The sequence below is a fragment of the Thauera sp. SWB20 genome (assembly GCF_000831325.1).
Taxonomy (GTDB): domain Bacteria; phylum Pseudomonadota; class Gammaproteobacteria; order Burkholderiales; family Rhodocyclaceae; genus Thauera; species Thauera aminoaromatica.
Genome location: NZ_JTDM01000021.1, coordinates 884,962 through 901,853, shown reverse-complemented (window position 1 = coordinate 901,853; position 16,892 = coordinate 884,962). Strand labels below are relative to the sequence as shown.

7 protein-coding genes are annotated in these 16,892 nt (G+C 64.5%); all 7 read left to right on the top strand.

Features of this window, described 5'->3' with window-relative positions; all coding sequences use genetic code 11:
* Positions 1 to 85 precede the first annotated feature (85 nt).
* Positions 86 to 1,900 (top strand): IS66 family transposase, encoded by a 1,815-nt coding sequence (tnpC, locus tag PO78_RS21435; RefSeq protein ID WP_043741453.1) that lies wholly within the window; start codon positions 86 to 88, stop codon positions 1,898 to 1,900.
* A 637-nt stretch (positions 1,901 to 2,537) separates the two neighbouring features.
* Entirely contained in the window at positions 2,538 to 7,646 is a 5,109-nt protein-coding gene (locus PO78_RS21430; protein WP_082047936.1) for a RecQ family ATP-dependent DNA helicase, read from the top strand.
* Positions 7,647 to 7,710: 64 nt separating this feature from the next.
* The gene (locus PO78_RS21425) at positions 7,711 to 9,207 is read left to right on the top strand and encodes a type I restriction-modification system subunit M (RefSeq protein WP_004298176.1); all 1,497 of its coding nucleotides are present in this window, start codon (positions 7,711 to 7,713) and stop codon (positions 9,205 to 9,207) included.
* Positions 9,204 to 10,730 (top strand): type I restriction-modification system subunit M, encoded by a 1,527-nt coding sequence (locus PO78_RS21420; RefSeq protein ID WP_043746742.1) that lies wholly within the window; start codon positions 9,204 to 9,206, stop codon positions 10,728 to 10,730. The genes PO78_RS21425 and PO78_RS21420 overlap by 4 nt, the downstream gene beginning before the upstream one ends.
* Positions 10,723 to 12,558 carry an ATP-binding protein gene (locus PO78_RS21415; protein ID WP_043746739.1) on the top strand — a complete coding sequence of 612 codons (1,836 nt, stop codon included), beginning with the start codon at positions 10,723 to 10,725 and terminating at the stop codon, positions 12,556 to 12,558. The genes PO78_RS21420 and PO78_RS21415 overlap by 8 nt, the downstream gene beginning before the upstream one ends.
* Complete coding sequence (locus PO78_RS21410) at positions 12,551 to 13,729, top strand: restriction endonuclease subunit S (protein WP_004298171.1); 1,179 nt, start codon at positions 12,551 to 12,553, stop codon at positions 13,727 to 13,729. Before PO78_RS21415 ends, PO78_RS21410 begins: the two co-directional genes overlap by 8 nt.
* Positions 13,730 to 16,732 carry a type I restriction endonuclease subunit R gene (locus PO78_RS21405; RefSeq protein ID WP_043746736.1) on the top strand — a complete coding sequence of 1,001 codons (3,003 nt, stop codon included), beginning with the start codon at positions 13,730 to 13,732 and terminating at the stop codon, positions 16,730 to 16,732.
* Positions 16,733 to 16,892 lie beyond the last annotated feature (160 nt).

Below are 16,892 nucleotides of genomic sequence, written 5' to 3'. Positions count from 1 at the left end.
GAAGGCTTCGACCTGTGGGCGGCAAAGCCTCATAAAACGCTGCATTACCAATCAGTTACGTAGCGTGATCGGGTATAATTCCGGCATGCCACAGCGTACCGCCGCCCCTCGTTCGAATGCCAATGTCGGCGTGTGCGCGTCCGTCCTCCCCGCGCAGTTGCCCGACGATCCGGCGGTGCTCAAAGCCTTGCTGCTGGCCCAGCAGCGTGCCTTCGAGACGCAACTCAATACCCAACTTACAGTCCAGTTCGAGACGCTTCGACGCGCGCAGGAAGCCACCCTCAAGGCGTACGAGGCCGACCTCCAGAAAGTCGTCCATACCCGCGAAGTCGAACTCCAGAAAGCGTTCGATGCGCGTGAGCTCGAGCTTCAGAAAGCGTTCGATGCCCGCGAGGCCGAACTGCAAAAAGGCTTCGAGGCACGCATCCTCGAGCTCTACGAGCAGCTGCGCCTGGCGCGTCGGCGCATGTTCGGGCCCAGCAGCGAATCGCACGCGGGCCAGGGCTGGCTCTTCGACGAGGCCGAAGCGCTGGCCGCATCCGCATCCGAGGCGGGCGATACCGCGACCCTGCCGCTCTCGGCCACTGAACCGTCTGGCCAGACGCCCGTCGACGCCGGCAAGAAGAAGGCGCGCGGCAAGCGCAAGCCCTTGCCGATCGAGCTGCCGCGCATCGACGTCGTCCACGACGTCCCCGAGGCCGAGCGTACCTGCGCCTGCGGCACCCCCATGGTCGAGATCGGCCAGGACGTCAGCGAACAGCTCGATATCGTGCCGATGCAGGTGCGCGTGCTGCGCCACATCAAGAAGCGCTACGGCTGCCCCAAGGGCGATCAGGCGCCGGTCAGTGCCCGCGCTCCGGCGCAGGTGCTACCCAAGAGCAACGCGAGCAACGACCTGCTGGCGATGCTGCTCGTCACCAAGTACGTCGATGGGCTGCCGCTCGCGCGTTTCGAGTACGTGCTCGCCCGTGCGGGCGTGCTCGTGCCGCGCCAGACCCTGGCGCGCTGGGTGATCGGCACCGCGCAGGCGCTGCAGCCGATCGCCAACCTGATGCGCGACGTGCTGCTCGGGCATGACGTCATCCACATGGACGAAACCCCGGTCCAGGTGCTCAAGGAACCCGGTCGGGCGGCAACCAGCAAGAGCCAGATGTGGGTGCAACGCGGTGGCCCGCCGGGTAGGCCGGTGATCCTCTTCGAGTACGATCCGAGCCGCGCGCAGGCGGTGCCCTTGCGCCTGCTCGAAGGCTGGAAGGGGTATCTGATCGCCGACGGGCTCGAGAGCTACGGCGCAATTGCCTTCACCGAAGGGGTGACCCGGCTCGGTTGCTGGGTCCATGCACGCCGTCGTTTCGTCGATGCCGGCAAGGTGCTGCCCGAAGGCAAGCGTGGTCGCGCCCACGAGGCGCTGGCCCTGATCGGCAAGCTCTACGCCATCGAGAAGGAGGCGCGCGAACTGAGCGACGTCGAGCGTCTGGCGCTACGCCAGAGCCGAAGCCGTGCCGTCATCGGTGAGCTTCGCGCTTGGCTCGACCAGGTGCTCCCCACCGTGCCGCCCACCTCGATACTCGGCGGTGCCCTGGGCTACCTGCATCGGCAGTGGCCGCGACTGACGCGCTACCTCGAGCGCGGCGACCTGCCGATCGACAACAACCCCGCCGAAAACGCCATCCGCCCCTTCGTCGTTGGGAGGAAGGCATGGCTCTTCTCGGACACCCAGGCCGGTGCGCGTGCCAGCGCACTCATCTACTCGCTGATCGAGACCGCCAAAGCCAACAACGTCGAGCCGTACCTGTGGCTGCGCCACGTGCTGCGCGCCTTGCCCACCGCCACCACCGTCGAACACGTCGAGGCCCTCCTGCCCTGGAATCTCAAGGCTGAGCAGTTGATCACAGCGTAGCGAGCCCCGGAAGGATGGGGTTCGTGGAGCGCTTACTGTGAATCGGCTTCATGAAGCCGGTCTTTGCGGCAGATTCCCGGAGCAGGCGCTAGACTTTTTGAGCTTGGTGATAGGCGACCAAACCCAATGGCCACCGAGTGACCTTGGCGCCTGTTTAGAAGCGATCCGGACAGCGGCACCAGCACTGGAAAGCGACCAGCGGTTTGAGCAGTTGATGTCGTATTTGCGTCACCACGGGCGAGGATGAAATTCGATTGTTTGCGGAATTCCGCAGCAACCCTCGCCAGTGCCCATAAGCTCGGGAGGCCAGTCAGCACGTGGTCAACCACCCGCCACCAAGAATTTCTAGCAAAAACAGCGCATTACACTTTGCAGTGTGATGCGCTGTTTTGCTTTGTATGGCAGGTTTTTGCTGAGTCAGTGTGGCAAAGTTGTGCCGGGTAGTGCCTTTGCCAAGTGCATAGCAAAGCCGTGCCGCTATCATGCGGACTACGCCGCAGTGGTCTTCCGTCCCTTCCTGCAGTCGGTTTGTCGTCTGCTGCGTGCTTGACGACCTCATCCAGGTCGCGTTGGCCAAACGCAGCAAGCGACAGATTTCCGGATGGCGCAGACACCGCAAACCCTCCAGCCAAAGTGCTTGATCTTCGATCTTGAGACGGTTCCGCGAGCAAACGGTGGCCGGCAGCAGATCATCAAGATCGGAGCATTGCGACCGGATACCGGTGAAAGGCTCGAGCTGAATACCGGCGCGGGGCTTCGTGCGGCGCTCGTCCGCCTCGATGCGATGTCCGCGGGGGCGAGCTTCGTGCTCGGGCACAATGTGTTGGCTCATGACTTGCCCGTGTTGCGCGAGGTTGCGCCCAACTCTGCGCTGCTGCAGCTTCCGGTGATCGACACACTGCACCTGTCGCCGCTCGCCTTTCCGCAGAACCCCTACCACCGGCTGATCAAGGACTACAAGCTGATCCGCGACAGCCTGAACTCGCCGCTGTCCGACTGCCGCTCGACACTGACGCTGTTCGCCGACCAGCAGAACGCTTTCGACAAGCTGTTCGAGGCGAATCCCGAGGAACTGCTGTGCTACCAGGCCTTGATCGCGCCGCGCACCGGAGCGGGGCTGGGTAATTTCCTGTTTGCGCTGACCCGGCGGGCTCCATTGTCGCTCGAGGACGTTGCCGGTCGTCTGCCGGCCTTGCTGGCAGAATCCGATCCCGGGATCGAGCGTGAGCTCACGGTCTGCCGCACCCGGCTGAAAGGTCTGCTAGAGGACGATCTGCGACGGCCCGAACTGCATTGGCCGATCGCCTACGTGCTGGCATGGCTGCGGGTGTCGGGTGGTAATTCGGTGCTCGCCCCTTGGGTGCGCCACCAGTTCCCGGCGGTGGGGCAGCTGATCGCCGAGTTGCGCGATCGGCCTTGCGACGACCCCGGCTGCACCTACTGCCGCACGACGCACGACCCCCGGCGGGAACTCAAGCGCTACTTTGGCTTCGACGATTTTCGCTACGAGGCGGAAGGCCGCAGCATGCAGCACGACATCGTCCTGGCCGGCATGCGAAGCGAGCCGGTGTTGGCCGTGCTTGCCACCGGTGGCGGCAAGTCGATCTGCTATCAACTGCCGGCGCTGAATCGCTATCACCGCAACGGCAGCCTCACAGTGATCATCTCGCCGCTGCAGTCGCTGATGAAAGATCAGGTGGACGGCCTGCTCGCGCGCAACGTCCAGTGTGCGGCCGCATTGAACGGCTTGTTGACCATGCCCGAGCGGGCCGACGTGCTGGAGAAGATCCAGTTGGGCGATGTGGGCATGCTGCTGGTGTCGCCCGAGCAGTTCCGAAACAACGCTTTTCGCAAAGCGATCGCCAATCGGCAGATCGGTGCCTGGATCTTCGATGAGGCGCACTGCCTGTCGAAGTGGGGCAACGATTTCCGACCGGACTACCTTTACGCGGCGCGTTTCATCCGTGAGTTCACCGGCGAGGGTGAGCTCGCCCCGATCGGGTGCTTCACCGCCACCGCCAAGCAGGATGTGCTGGACGATATCCGCAAGCATTTCCTCGATGAGTTGGGCGTTCGCTTCAAGTCCTTCATCGGCACGCCCGAGCGCCCGAACCTGCATTTCGAGGTCTTTCCGGTAGCGGCCGGCGAGAAGTTTGCGCGCACCCACGACTTGCTCCGCGACGAACTCGAGGGGCGTGAGGGCGGTGCCGTGGTGTTCGTCGCCAGCCGCAAGAAGGCGGAAGAGTTGGCCGATTTCCTCATCGGGCAGAACTGGACCTGCAGGCATTTTCACGCTGGACTGCAGCCACACGAGAAGAAGGACATCCAGGACGCTTTCATTCGTGGCGAGCTGCGCGTGATCGTCGCCACCAACGCCTTCGGTATGGGCGTGGACAAGCCGGATGTGCGCCTGGTCGTCCACGCTGATATCCCCGGCTCCTTGGAAAACTACCTTCAGGAAGCAGGCCGTGCCGGGCGGGACCAGGACGATGCCCGTTGCGTCTTGCTTTACGACCCGCAGGACATCGAAACCCAGTTTGGGCTCAGCGAGCGTTCACGGCTGAGCTATAAGGACATCCAGCAGATCCTGAAGAAGCTCCGATTCGAAGCCGCCAAGCGCAAGGGCGGACAGGTGGTGATCACCGCGGGCGAAATTTTGCAGGACGAGACCGTCCAAACCAGCTTCGAGTCGGATGACCGGGATGCGGAAACCAAAGTCGTTACCGCCATCGCCTGGCTGGAGCGTGGGCAGTTTCTACGGCGACAAGAGAACCACACGAAGGTTTTTCCCGCCAAGCTGTGCCTGACTGAGGAAGAGGCGGCAAAGCGGCTCGACAACGCCCGCCTGCCTCAGCGGCGTCTCGAGGAATTCCGCGCGATCCTGCGCTACCTGTATTCAGCCGACGCAGACGAGCGCATCAATACCGACCAGTTGATGTTGCTGACCGGGCAGACGAACGAGGAGGTCAGCGCTGCGCTCAGGCAGCTCGAGGCGCTTGGCCTGCTGGAGAACGATTCTCAGCTTACGCTTTACCTGCGTCACGGGATTGCCGGGGCGTCGAGCGAGCGCCTGCAGCGCTGCCTGGCGCTGGAGGCGGCGCTGTTCAAGGTCTTGCGCGAGCTCGCGCCGGACGCGGACGACGGGTCGTGGCAGGACGTCAACCTGCCGCCGCTGACGGCTGCCCTGCGCGAGCGCTGTGGCCAGGCCGAGCTGCTGCCCCTGCATGTCTCCCGCCTGCTTCACAGTCTCGCGCTCGATCGCGACGGCGACAGCCAGCAGCGCAGCAGCTTCGAGCTCCGGCAGGTCAACCGCGACCATCTCAAGCTGCGCATCCGCGGCGGATACAGCTGGTCGCAGGTCGAGGGGCTGGGCGACAAGCGGCGGCGCATCGCCGCGGCGGTGCTGCCCTTCCTGTTCGGCAAGTTGCCACCCGGGCAGCGCGGCAAGGACTTGCTGGTGCAGACCACCTTTGGCGAGCTTCAGCATCTCCTCGCAGCGGACCTGGAACTGTCCACCACGATCAAGCCGGAACAGCGTCTCAAGGCGCTGGAGCACGTGCTGCTCTACCTGCACCACCAGGAGGTGCTGACTCTCAACCACGGCATGACCGTGATGCGGCGGGCGATGACGATCGACATCAACCCGGACAAGCAGGGCCAGCGCTATGTGAAGGACGACTTCCAGCGCCTGGACGAGCACTACCGGGAGCGCCGCATCCAGGTGCATGTGATGCGCGAATACGCCGAGATCGCGCTCAGGGAGATGGCCGACGCCTTGCGGCTGGTCATGCATTACTTCACCCGCAGCAAGGACGATTTCCTGCGCCACTACTTTCCGGGCAAGGAAGAGATCCTGCAGCTTGCCACCAGCGAGGGCTCGTGGAAGGCGATCATCGACGCGCTGAACGCCACGCAGAAGGCCATCGTCACGGACCACCGGGACCAGAACCGGCTCGTGCTCGCCGGCCCGGGTTCAGGCAAGACGCGGGTCGTAGTGCATCGCATCGCTTACCTGTTGCGTGTGCGGCGCGTGCCGGCCGCGGCGATCATCGCGCTCACCTTCAACCGGCATGCGGCCAACGAGATCCGCAAGCGCCTGTTTGCCTTGGTCGGCAACGATGCGATCGGGATCACTGTGCTCACCTATCACGCCATGGCCATGCGGCTGACCGGCACCAGTTTCGATCGCCGCGACAAGGTGGAAGAGGGCGAGCTGGATGCCGTCCTCGACCGCGCTGCGGAACTGCTGGAAGGCCGTGCATCGGTCGAAGGCGAGGACGATCTGCGCGAGCGTCTGTTGCAGGGCTATCGCTACATTCTGGTGGACGAATACCAGGACATCGACGACCGCCAGTACCGGCTCGTCAGCGCGCTCGCCGGGCGGCACGACGAACAGGAGGGTGACCTGTGCATCCTCGCCGTCGGTGACGACGACCAGAACATCTATCAATGGCGGGGCGGCAGCAACCGCCACATCGCACGTTTCTGCGAAGAATACGACGCGCAGATCAGCTATCTGGTCGAGAACTACCGTTCCAGCCGGGCCATCATCGGCGCCGCAAATCACCTGATTGGCCAGAATGCCTCGCGGCTCAAGGTGCAGCATCCCATCCGCATCGATCCGGCGCGTGCGACCGGGCCGGCGGGCGGCGCGTGGGAAGCGCTCGATCCCGAGCGGCGCGGCAGCGTGCTCCGGCTTCGCATTCCGGGGGCGGACCGCAACTGCGGCAACCTCCAGGCCCAGGCTGTAATCGCAGAGTTGGACCGGCTCCGGGCACTGGAGGTGCGGGATCACTGGCAGGGTGTGGCAGTGCTGGCGCGCAGTCACCGCTACCTGTGGCCGGTGCAGGCCTTGTGCGAGCGCAAAGGCATTCCGTATTTCCTTGCGGCGGACAAGCAGAACGGCTTGCCGCTCACCCGGCAGCGTCCCTTCGTCCGCCTGGTCGCGCATCTGCGTGCCCTTGCCGTGCCTTCGCTCGCTGCTGCGGCGCTAGCGCAGCACGCCAGCGAGCTGACCGCGGATCCGGTCTGGCGGGATTTCTTCGCGACCGCGCTTGAGCAACTCGGCAGCGAGTATGGCGATTGCCTTCTTGCGCCGGGAACGATGGTCGACTGGCTCTACGACTACGCCCGCGAGATTCGGCAGCAGCCGCGCCCGGGGCTGTTCCTCGGCACGGTGCACTCGGCAAAGGGGCTCGAGTTCCGCCACGTCGCCGTGCTGGATGGAAACTGGGAGGCGTCGGCCGAGCAGATGGAAGAGGCCCGCAGGCTCTACTACGTAGGCATGACACGGGCGGAGGAAACGTTGACGCTGTGCGACTTCGAGCCCGGCAACGCATTCGTCACGACGCTCAGCGCCGCTACGCAGCACCGCCGTTTTGAAGGCGATCATGACCCAGCGCTGGACGTGCAGTATCAGTTGCTGAGCCTCGGCGATGTCGACATCGGCTTTGCCGGCCGGCAGCGTCCCGGTGCATCGGTGCATGAGGCGATCAGCCGGCTCGAGCCCGGCGATCCGCTGGCGTTGCGCGCCGACGGTGATCGCTACGTGCTCCTCGACCTTCGCGGCAACATGGTCGGACGCACTGCAAAGGCCTTCAAGCTGGCGCTCGAGCCCGAGAGGTGCGAGGTCGCCGGCATCGTCGTGCGATACAAGGAGGAAACCGAGCCCGCGTACATGGATGCGGTCAGGTGCGAGCAGTGGGAGGTCGTCGTTCCGCGGTTGCGCGGCAGCCAGAAGGCCTGACCCCCTGCTGTGCGCGTCTCATCTGCGATAATCCAGCCCAGTTTTCCACCTGCGAGTACGCGCCTTGCATCAACCCAGCATCACGCTCGCCCAGCTCGAATCGCACCTCTGGGAGTCGGCCAACATCCTCCGCGGGCCGGTCGACGCGGCCGATTTCAAGACCTACATCTTTCCGCTGCTCTTCTTCAAGCGCATCTGCGACGTCTGGGACGAGGAATACCAGGAGATCGTCGACGAGACCGGCGACGAGCAGCTCGCGTGGTTCCCCGAGTCGCACCGCTTCCAGATCCCCGACGATTGCCACTGGAACGACGTCCGCGCCAAGGCTGCCAACGTCGGCGCGGCGCTGCAGCACGCGATGCGCGAGATCGAGAAGGCCAACCCCGACACGCTCTATGGCGTGTTCGGCGATGCCCAGTGGTCGAACAAGGAGCGCCTGTCCGATGCGCTGCTCAAGGATCTCATCGAGCACTTCTCGAAGCTGCCGCTCGGCAACGGCAACGTCACGTCCGACCTGCTCGGCGACGCATACGAATACCTGATCAAGAAGTTCGCCGACGCCACCAACAAGAAGGCCGGCGAGTTCTATACGCCGCGCAGCGTGGTGCGGCTGATGATCGACATGCTCGACCCGCGCGAAGGCGAGACCATCTACGACCCCGCCTGCGGCACCGGCGGCATGCTGCTGGCCGCGGTGCAGCACGTGCAGGAGATGCACGGCGACGTGAAGCGCCTGTGGGGCAAGCTCTACGGGCAGGAGAAAAACCTCACCACCTCGTCCATCGCGCGGATGAACCTCTTCCTGCACGGCATCGAGGACTTCAAGATCGTTCGCGGCGACACGCTGCGCAACCCGGCCTTCTTCGACGGCGACCGCCTGTCCGCCTTCGACTGCGTCATTGCCAACCCGCCGTTCTCGTTGGAGAAATGGGGCGAGGATCTGTGGCTCAACGACCCCTTCGGCCGCAACTTCGCCGGCCTGCCGCCCTCGTCGAGCGGCGACTTCGCCTGGGTGCAGCACATGGTCAAGTCCATGGCCGACGGCACCGGCCGCATGGCGGTCGTGCTGCCGCAAGGTGCGCTGTTCCGCAAAGGCGCCGAGGGCGGCATCCGCCAGAAGCTGCTCGAGCTCGACCTCATCGAAGCGGTGATCGGCCTGGCGCCCAACCTGTTCTATGGAACCGGTCTGGCCGCGTGCATCCTGGTGCTGCGCAAGAAGAAGCCGGCCGCGCGCCGGCGCAAGGTGTTGGTCGCCGACGCCTCTCGCCTCTTCCGGCGGGGTAGGGCGCAGAACTATCTAGAGGCCGAGCACGCCGCGCAGATCCTCGGCTGGTATCGCGACTTCCAGGACGTGCAGGACGCGGTGAGGGTCGTCGCGCTCGACGAGATCGAGGCCGAGGACTGGACACTCAACATCTCGCGCTACGTGCTGCCGCCGCTGCAGGAAGACATCCCGCCGCTGCCCGAGGCGATCGCCGCCTTCAAGGACGCGCTCCAGCGCTGCCGCGAGGCCGAAGAGCGCCTCGCCCAGGTCATGGCGGAAGGGGGCTGGCTGAAATGAGCAGGCGCATCACCCAGCAAGAACTCGAAAGCTACCTCTGGGGCGCGGCCGTGTTGCTGCGCGGGCTGATCGACGCCGGCGACTACAAGCAGTTCATCTTCCCGCTGCTGTTCTTCAAGCGGGTCTCCGACGTCTGGGACGAGGAGTACGAGGTCGCGCTGGCCGAGTCCGATGGCGACCTGTCCTATGCCAAATTCGCCGAGAACCATCGCTTCCAGATCCCCGCGGGCGCGCACTGGAACGACGTGCGCCAGACGCCGCGCAACGTCGGCGCCGCCATCCAGCAGGCGATGCGGGCGATCGAGTCTGCCAACCCGGACCTGCTCGACGGCATTTTCGGCGACGCGCCGTGGACCAATCGCGAGCGCCTGCCCGACGAAACGCTCAAGAACCTTATCGAGCACTTCTCCACGCAGACGCTCTCGGTCGCCAACGTGCCCGAGGACGAGCTCGGCAACGCCTACGAATACCTCATCAAGAAGTTCGCCGACGACTCCGGTCACACCGCGGCCGAGTTCTACACCAACCGCACCGTCGTCCACCTGATGACGCAGCTCCTCGCCCCGCAGGCGGGCGAGTCCATCTACGACCCCACCTGCGGTACCGGCGGCATGCTGATCTCCGCGCTGGACGAGGTGAAGCGCTCGGGCGGCGAATACCGCACGCTCAAGCTCTACGGTCAGGAACGCAATCTCATCACCTCGTCGATCGCGCGCATGAACCTCTTCCTGCACGGCGTCGAGGACTTTCAGATCATCCGCGGCGACACCCTCGCCGAGCCGCGCCACATCGAAGGTGACCGGCTGCGCCGCTTCGACGTCATCCTCGCCAACCCGCCGTACTCCATCAAACAGTGGGACCGCGAGGCGTGGACGCAGGACAAGTGGGGCCGCAACTTCCTCGGCACCCCGCCGCAGGGGCGGGCGGACTACGCCTTCCAGCAGCACATCCTCGGCAGCCTGTCCGACCGCGGTCGCTGCGCCATCCTGTGGCCGCACGGCGTGCTGTTCCGCAACGAGGAACAGGCCATGCGCAGCAAGATGATCGAGCAGGACTGGGTGGAGGCGGTCGTCGGCCTCGGTCCCAACCTGTTCTACAACTCCCCCATGGAGTCCTGCATCCTGATCTGCAACCGGCGCAAGCCGGCCGAACGCCAGGGCAGGGTGCTGTTCATCGACGCGGTGGGCGAGGTCACGCGCGAGCGCGCGCAGAGCTTCCTCAAGCCCGAGCACCAGCAGCGCATCCTCGGTGCCTTCAAGGCCTTCGCCGACGCGCCCGGCTTTGCCCGGGTGGCGACGCTCGCCGAACTGCACAAGAACGCCGGCAATCTGTCGATTCCGCTGTACGTGAAGCGCCCGTCGGCCAGTGCCGCCGCCGCGGCGGCCGGCGGCGACCAGCCGGCCAGCCTCGCCGAGGCCTGGGACGCCTGGCAGGAGAGCGGGCGGGCGTTCTGGCAGCAGATGGATGCGCTGGTCGAGACGCTGGACGGGCTCGGCGTGGCGAAGGAGGCAAGCGATGCGTAGCGCGCAGGAACTGCTCGACGAGCTCAATGCCAGCGACGAGTCGCCGCGCATCGAGGCCAAGCGTGCGCGGGAGGTCGGCAAGTCGGTGCTGGAGACCGTCATCGCCTTTGCCAACGAGCCCGGCATGGACGGCGGCCACTTGCTGCTCGGCGTCGATTGGTCGATCAACGACAAGGGCGACACCGTTTATCGCCCCGAGGGTGTGCCCGACCCCGACAAGCTGCAGCAGGATCTGGCCTCGCAATGCGCGAGCATGCTTAGTTTTCCATTGCGTCCGGAAATCAGCGTCGAGCGTATCGACGGCAAGACCCTGGTCGTGGTGTATGTGGCCGAGGTGGATAGCGGGCACAAGCCGGTCTATCTCAAGGCCACCGGCCTGCCGCGCGGAGCCTTCCGCCGCATCGGATCGACCGACCAGCGCTGCACCGACGAGGATCTGTGGGTGCTGCGCGGCGACTCCCGCCCGCAGAAGGGGCCGGACCAGAGCATTCTCACCGATGCACGCCTGGACGATTTCGACCCCGCCGCGCTGGCCGAATACCGCCGCGTGCGCAGCCGCTTGAACGCCAGCGCCGAGGAGCTCGGCTACAGCGACGATGATCTGCTCGAGGCGCTCGGCGTGGTGCGCCGCGTCGATGGCGAGCCGCGCCCCACGTTGGCCGGCATCCTGCTGTTCGGCAAACCGATGGCGCTGCGCCGCATGCTGCCGATGGTCAAGATCGACTACATCCGCGTGCCTGGCATCGAGTGGATGGAAGACCCGCACGAGCGCTTCCAGTCCATCGAGATCCGCAAGCCGCTGCTGCTGGCGCTGCCCCTGGCCGAAGCCAGCATCATCGACGAGCTGCCCAAGGGTTTTCATCTGCCCGAGGGCGAACTGCACAGCGTCCAGGAGCCGATCGTCCCGCGCAAGGTGATCCGCGAGGCGCTGGCCAATGCGGTGATGCACCGCAGCTACACGCAGCACAGCCCGATCCAGATCATCCGCTACAGCAACCGCATCGAGATCCGCAACGTCGGCCACTCGCTCAAGCCCGTGGCCGAGCTCGGCATTCCGGGTTCCCGGCTGCGCAACCCCACCCTGGCCGCCGTGCTCCACGACCTGAACCTGGCCGAAGCCAAAGGCACCGGCATCCGCAGCATGCGCAGGCTGGCCGCCGAGGCGGGACTGACGCTGCCCGAGTTTCACTCCAGCCGCGAGTCGGACGAGTTCCGCGTCACGCTTTTCCTGCACAACCTGCTCACCGAGGACGACCACGCCTGGCTGCGCTCGCTGAGCAGCGAGCCGCTGGATGCCGACGAAACCAAGGTGCTGATTTACGCTCGCGCCACCGGTGCGGTGGACAACACGGCGTGCCGCGACTTCAGCGGGCTGGACACGCTGACCGCCAGCCGCGTGCTGCGCCGCCTGCGAGACAAGGGCTTGCTGGAAAAACATGGGGGCGGCAGCCACACGTATTACGAACTGGCCAGCCCAACAATCCCCCCACCGCTTGCAATCCCCCCAAGCTCCAGTGCGCCAGCAGGGGAGGCTTGCAACCCGAAGCATGCAACCTTGCCTCTCGAGCTTGCAACCTTGCTTGCAACCCTACAGGGCCGCGTCAGCACGGAAGCCTTGCGTGGCGCCATTGTGCGCCTGTGCGCATGGCAGGCTTTGGGCGTGGACCAGCTTGCAAGCTTTCTGAACAAAGACCGGCACTACTTGCGCAACAAGCACCTGATTCCAATGGTGCGAGAGGGGCAGCTGCGCTTTCGCTACCCCGAAAGCGCTAAGCACCCGCACCAGGCCTATGTCGCCGCCGGGGCTGAGGACAAGAACAATGGCTGAGAAGCAACTGAAACCCGGCTGGAAGGTGTGGCGCTTCGACCAGATCGCCACCAACGTCAACGAGCGGGTCGACAACCCTTCCGAATCCGGCATGGAGCATTACGTCGGCCTCGAGCACCTCGATTCCGATTCGCTGAAGATCCGGCGCTGGGGCAGTCCGGACGACGTCGAGGCGACCAAGCTCGTCTTCCGCAAGGGTGACATCATCTTCGGGCGCCGCCGGGCGTATCAGCGCAAGCTCGGGGTAGCGGAGTTCGATGGCATCTGTTCGGCGCATGCCATGGTGCTGCGGGCGAAGCCTGACGTCGTGTTGCCGGAGTTCCTGCCGTTTTTCATGCAGAGCGACGTGTTCATGAATCGGGCGGTGGAGATCTCGGTTGGGTCGCTGTCGCCGACGATCAACTGGAGGACTTTAGCGGTACAGGACTTTGCTCTACCACCACTTGATGCTCAGGGTGCAATAGTTGAATTACTCAACGCGTGCGCGGAAAGTACCCGGCGTTCGGAAGATGCACTTAACGCCGCAAGGCATGTCCTCCAAGCGTACAAAGACACTCTGGTTGGCAGAGCAGGGCCCGGCAAGTCAGAGAGTTGCCTATTGAGCGGCCTGTTGCTTCAGTCTCCAGAGAGTGGATGCAGTGCGCCACCGCGGGACGCAGTTACCGGCCACTTTGTGTTGGGCTTGGCATCATTGTCCCGCACCGGATACGTGTCGGGAGACTTCAAATCAGTTGAGCCGACCAGCAGAATGCTCGCTGCGAGGCTTGCTGTCGGCGACCTCCTGATATCTCGATCGAATACAGCAGATCGTGTCGGATACGTGGGGATCTTCACTGACGAACGAAATGACGTTTCTTTCCCCGACACAATGATGCGGTTGAAGCCGAACCCTTTCCTGATCGATCCTCGCTACCTCGAAGCATTGATGCAAGCGACTCCCGCACGGGAATATCTCATGAGGATTGCTGCAGGAACGAGCGCGAGCATGAAGAAGATAAATCGCGCCAATCTGCTCAATATGCCACTGAGGGTGCCACCGCTTGAGGACCAGCGAGTGTTTCTGGCAACTCTGGGTACGCTCAGGAAAGCTATGAATGCGCAGTTGGAACGACTCGAGACGGCGCGTAGTTTTGCGAGAAAAGCTGCGGCAACGGCGCTGGATGGAGGTTAGATGTTCACTGAATCCAACACCGTCGAGGCCTACCTGTCCGACCTCCTGGCGGACTTAGGCAACCCCCTCGCTAATAAGGCCGAAGAGCCCTCTCCCAACTACCTCCGCAAGCCAAGGCGCACTGGTTGGCACTTCGCAGCCCCCGCCGACATCCCCCGCCAGCCGCATGAGCTCCTCGTCGAACCCTGGCTGCGCGACGCCCTCATCCGCCTCAACCCCGAAATCGCGGCCCGGCCCGATCTGGCCGACGAAGTCCTCTACAAGCTGCGCGCCATCGTGCTGTCGGTGCGTTCCGACGGCCTGATCCGCGCCAACGAGGAAATGGCCGCCTGGATGCGCGGCGAACGCTCGATGCCGTTCGGGCCGAACAACGAGCATGTGCCGGTGCGGCTGATCGACTTCGACGACCCGGCGTGCAACGACTTCGTCCTTACCCGTCAATTCACTTTCCGCGCCGGCTCCGCCGAGCGTCGGGCCGATCTGGTGCTGCTGGTCAATGGCCTGCCGCTGGTGCTGATCGAGGCCAAGACGCCGGTGAAGAAGTGCATCAGCTGGGTCGACGGCGCGCTGCAGGTGCATGAGGACTACGAGAAGTTCGTCCCCGAGCTGTTCGTCTGCAACGTGTTCTCGGTGGCGACCGAGGGCAAGGAATTCCGCTACGGCTCGATCGGCCTGCCGGTGAAGGACTGGGGGCCGTGGAACCTGGATGGCGGGGTGGACGACGCGCGCGGCCAGACGCATCCGCTCAAGTCGCTGCGGCAGTCGGTGGAGAGCATGCTGCGTCCGCAGGTGGTGCTCGACATCCTCGCCAGCTTCACGCTGTTCGCCACCGACAAGAAGAAGCGCCGCATCAAGATCATCTGCCGCTACCAGCAATACGAGGCGGCCAACAAGATCGTCGAGCGCGTGCTGGCGGGCCAGCCGAAGAAGGGCCTGATCTGGCATTTCCAGGGCTCGGGCAAGTCGCTGCTGATGGTGTTCGCGGCGCAGAAGCTGCGTATGCACCCGCGGCTGAAGAACCCCACGGTGCTGATCGTGGTGGACCGGATCGACCTCGACACACAGATCACCGGCACCTTCACCGGCGCCGACATCCCCAACCTGGAAAAGGCCGATTCGCGCGAGAAGCTGCAGCAACTGCTGGCGCAGGACGTGCGCAAGATCATCATCACGACGATTTTCAAGTTCGGCGAGACGCCAAACGGGAAAGCCGGGGCGCTGAACGAGCGCAGCAACATCATCGCCCTGGTCGATGAGGCGCACCGCACCCAGGAAGGCGACCTCGGCCGCAAGATGCGCGAGGCGCTGCCCAACGCCTTTCTGTTCGGCCTCACCGGCACCCCGATCAACCGCGCCGACCGCAACACCTTCTACGCCTTCGGCGCCGACGAGGATGAGAAGGGCTATCTGAGCCGCTATGGCTTCGAGGAGTCGATCCGCGACGGCGCCACGCTGCGGCTGCACTTCGAGCCGCGGCTGGTGGACCTGCACATCGACAAGGCCGCGATCGACGAGGCCTACAAGGACCTGACCGGCGGCCTGTCCGACCTCGACCGCGACAACCTCGCCAAGACTGCCGCCAAGATGGCGGTGCTGGTAAAGACGCCCGAGCGCATCCGCCGCATCTGCGAGGACATCGTCCAGCACTACCAGAGCAAGGTCGAGCCCAACGGCTTCAAGGGACAGATCGTGACCTTCGATCGCGAGTCCTGCCTGCTGTTCAAGGCCGAGCTCGACAAGCTGCTGCCCGCCGAGGCCACCGATATCGTCATGTCGGTGCAGCCGGGCGACCGCAAGGAACGCCCCGAATACGCCCGCTACGACCGCAGCCGCGACGAGGAAGAGCGCCTGCTCGACCGCTTCCGCGACCCGGCCGACCCGCTCAAGCTGATCATCGTCACCGCCAAGCTGCTCACCGGCTTCGACGCCCCCATCCTGCAGGCGATGTACCTCGACAAGCCGCTGCGCGACCACACGCTGCTGCAGGCGATCTGCCGGGTGAACCGCACCTATTCCGAGCAGAAGACGCACGGCCTCATCGTCGATTACCTGGGTATCTTCGACGACGTGGCTGCCGCCCTGGAGTTCGACGACCAGAGCGTGAAGCAGGTCATCAGCAACATCCAGGAGCTGAAGGACACGCTGCCTGAGGCGATGCAGAAATGCCTTGGCTTCTTTCCCGGCGTCGACCGCAGCCAGCAAGGCTACGAAGGCTTGATCGCCGCCCAGCAGTGCCTGCCGAACAACGACACCCGCGACGCCTTCGCCGCGGAATACAGCGTGCTCGCGCGCATCTGGGAAGCACTGTCGCCCGACCCGCTGCTTGGACAGTACGAGACCGACTACAAGTGGCTGTCGCAGATCTACCAGTCGGTGCAGCCGTCGAGCGGCCACGGCAAGCTGATCTGGCATTCGCTCGGCGCCAAGACCATCGAGCTGATCCACCAGAACGTGCATGTCGACGCCATCCGCGACGACCTCGACACCTTGGTGCTCGACGCCGACCTGCTCGAGGCCGTGCTGTCGAACCCTGACCCGAAGAAGGCGAAGGAACTCGAGATCAAGCTCAACCGCCGGCTGCGCAAGCACCAGGGCAATCCGAAGTTCAAGGATCTATCCGAGCGGCTGGATGCGCTCAAGGAGCGCTTCGAGTCCGGCCAGATCAACAGCGTCGACTTCCTCAAGCAGCTGCTGCAGATCGCCAAGGAAACCCTGCAGGCTGAAAGGGAGACCCCTCCCGAGGAAGACGAGGACCGCGGCAAGGCCGCGCTGACCGCGCTATTCAACGAGGTGAAGACCCCCGAGACGCCGATCATCGTCGAGCGCGTGGTGACGGACATCGACGAGATCGTGCGCCTGGTGCGCTTCCCGGGATGGCAGGGGACGCAGGCGGGGGAACGGGAGGTGAAGAAGGCGCTGCGGAAGGCCTTGTTCAAGTACAAGCTGCACGCGGACGAGGAGCTGTTCGAGAAGGCGTTCAGTTATATCCGGCAGTATTACTGAGCGACCCGAGCATCAACGGGCAAAACGACACATGACCACGCAGACCCATTTCAGCCTTCTGCCGCCCGTTACACCCCGGATTGACAACGCGCGCCAGCGCGGAGTATCAGTCACTCCCCCTGCAGCAAGCGATCCGCACAACCGTCAGTCTCGACGCGAG

What these genes read in the sequence shown, in the direction of transcription:
- tnpC (WP_043741453.1), top strand. Translation starts at nt 86, where the DNA reads ATGCCACAGCGTACCGCCGCCCCTCGTTCGAATGCCAATGTCGGCGTG.
- PO78_RS21420 (WP_043746742.1), top strand. Translation starts at nt 9,204, where the DNA reads ATGAGCAGGCGCATCACCCAGCAAGAACTCGAAAGCTACCTCTGGGGC.
- PO78_RS21415 (WP_043746739.1), top strand. Translation starts at nt 10,723, where the DNA reads ATGCGTAGCGCGCAGGAACTGCTCGACGAGCTCAATGCCAGCGACGAG.
- PO78_RS21410 (WP_004298171.1), top strand. Translation starts at nt 12,551, where the DNA reads ATGGCTGAGAAGCAACTGAAACCCGGCTGGAAGGTGTGGCGCTTCGAC.
- PO78_RS21405 (WP_043746736.1), top strand. Translation starts at nt 13,730, where the DNA reads ATGTTCACTGAATCCAACACCGTCGAGGCCTACCTGTCCGACCTCCTG.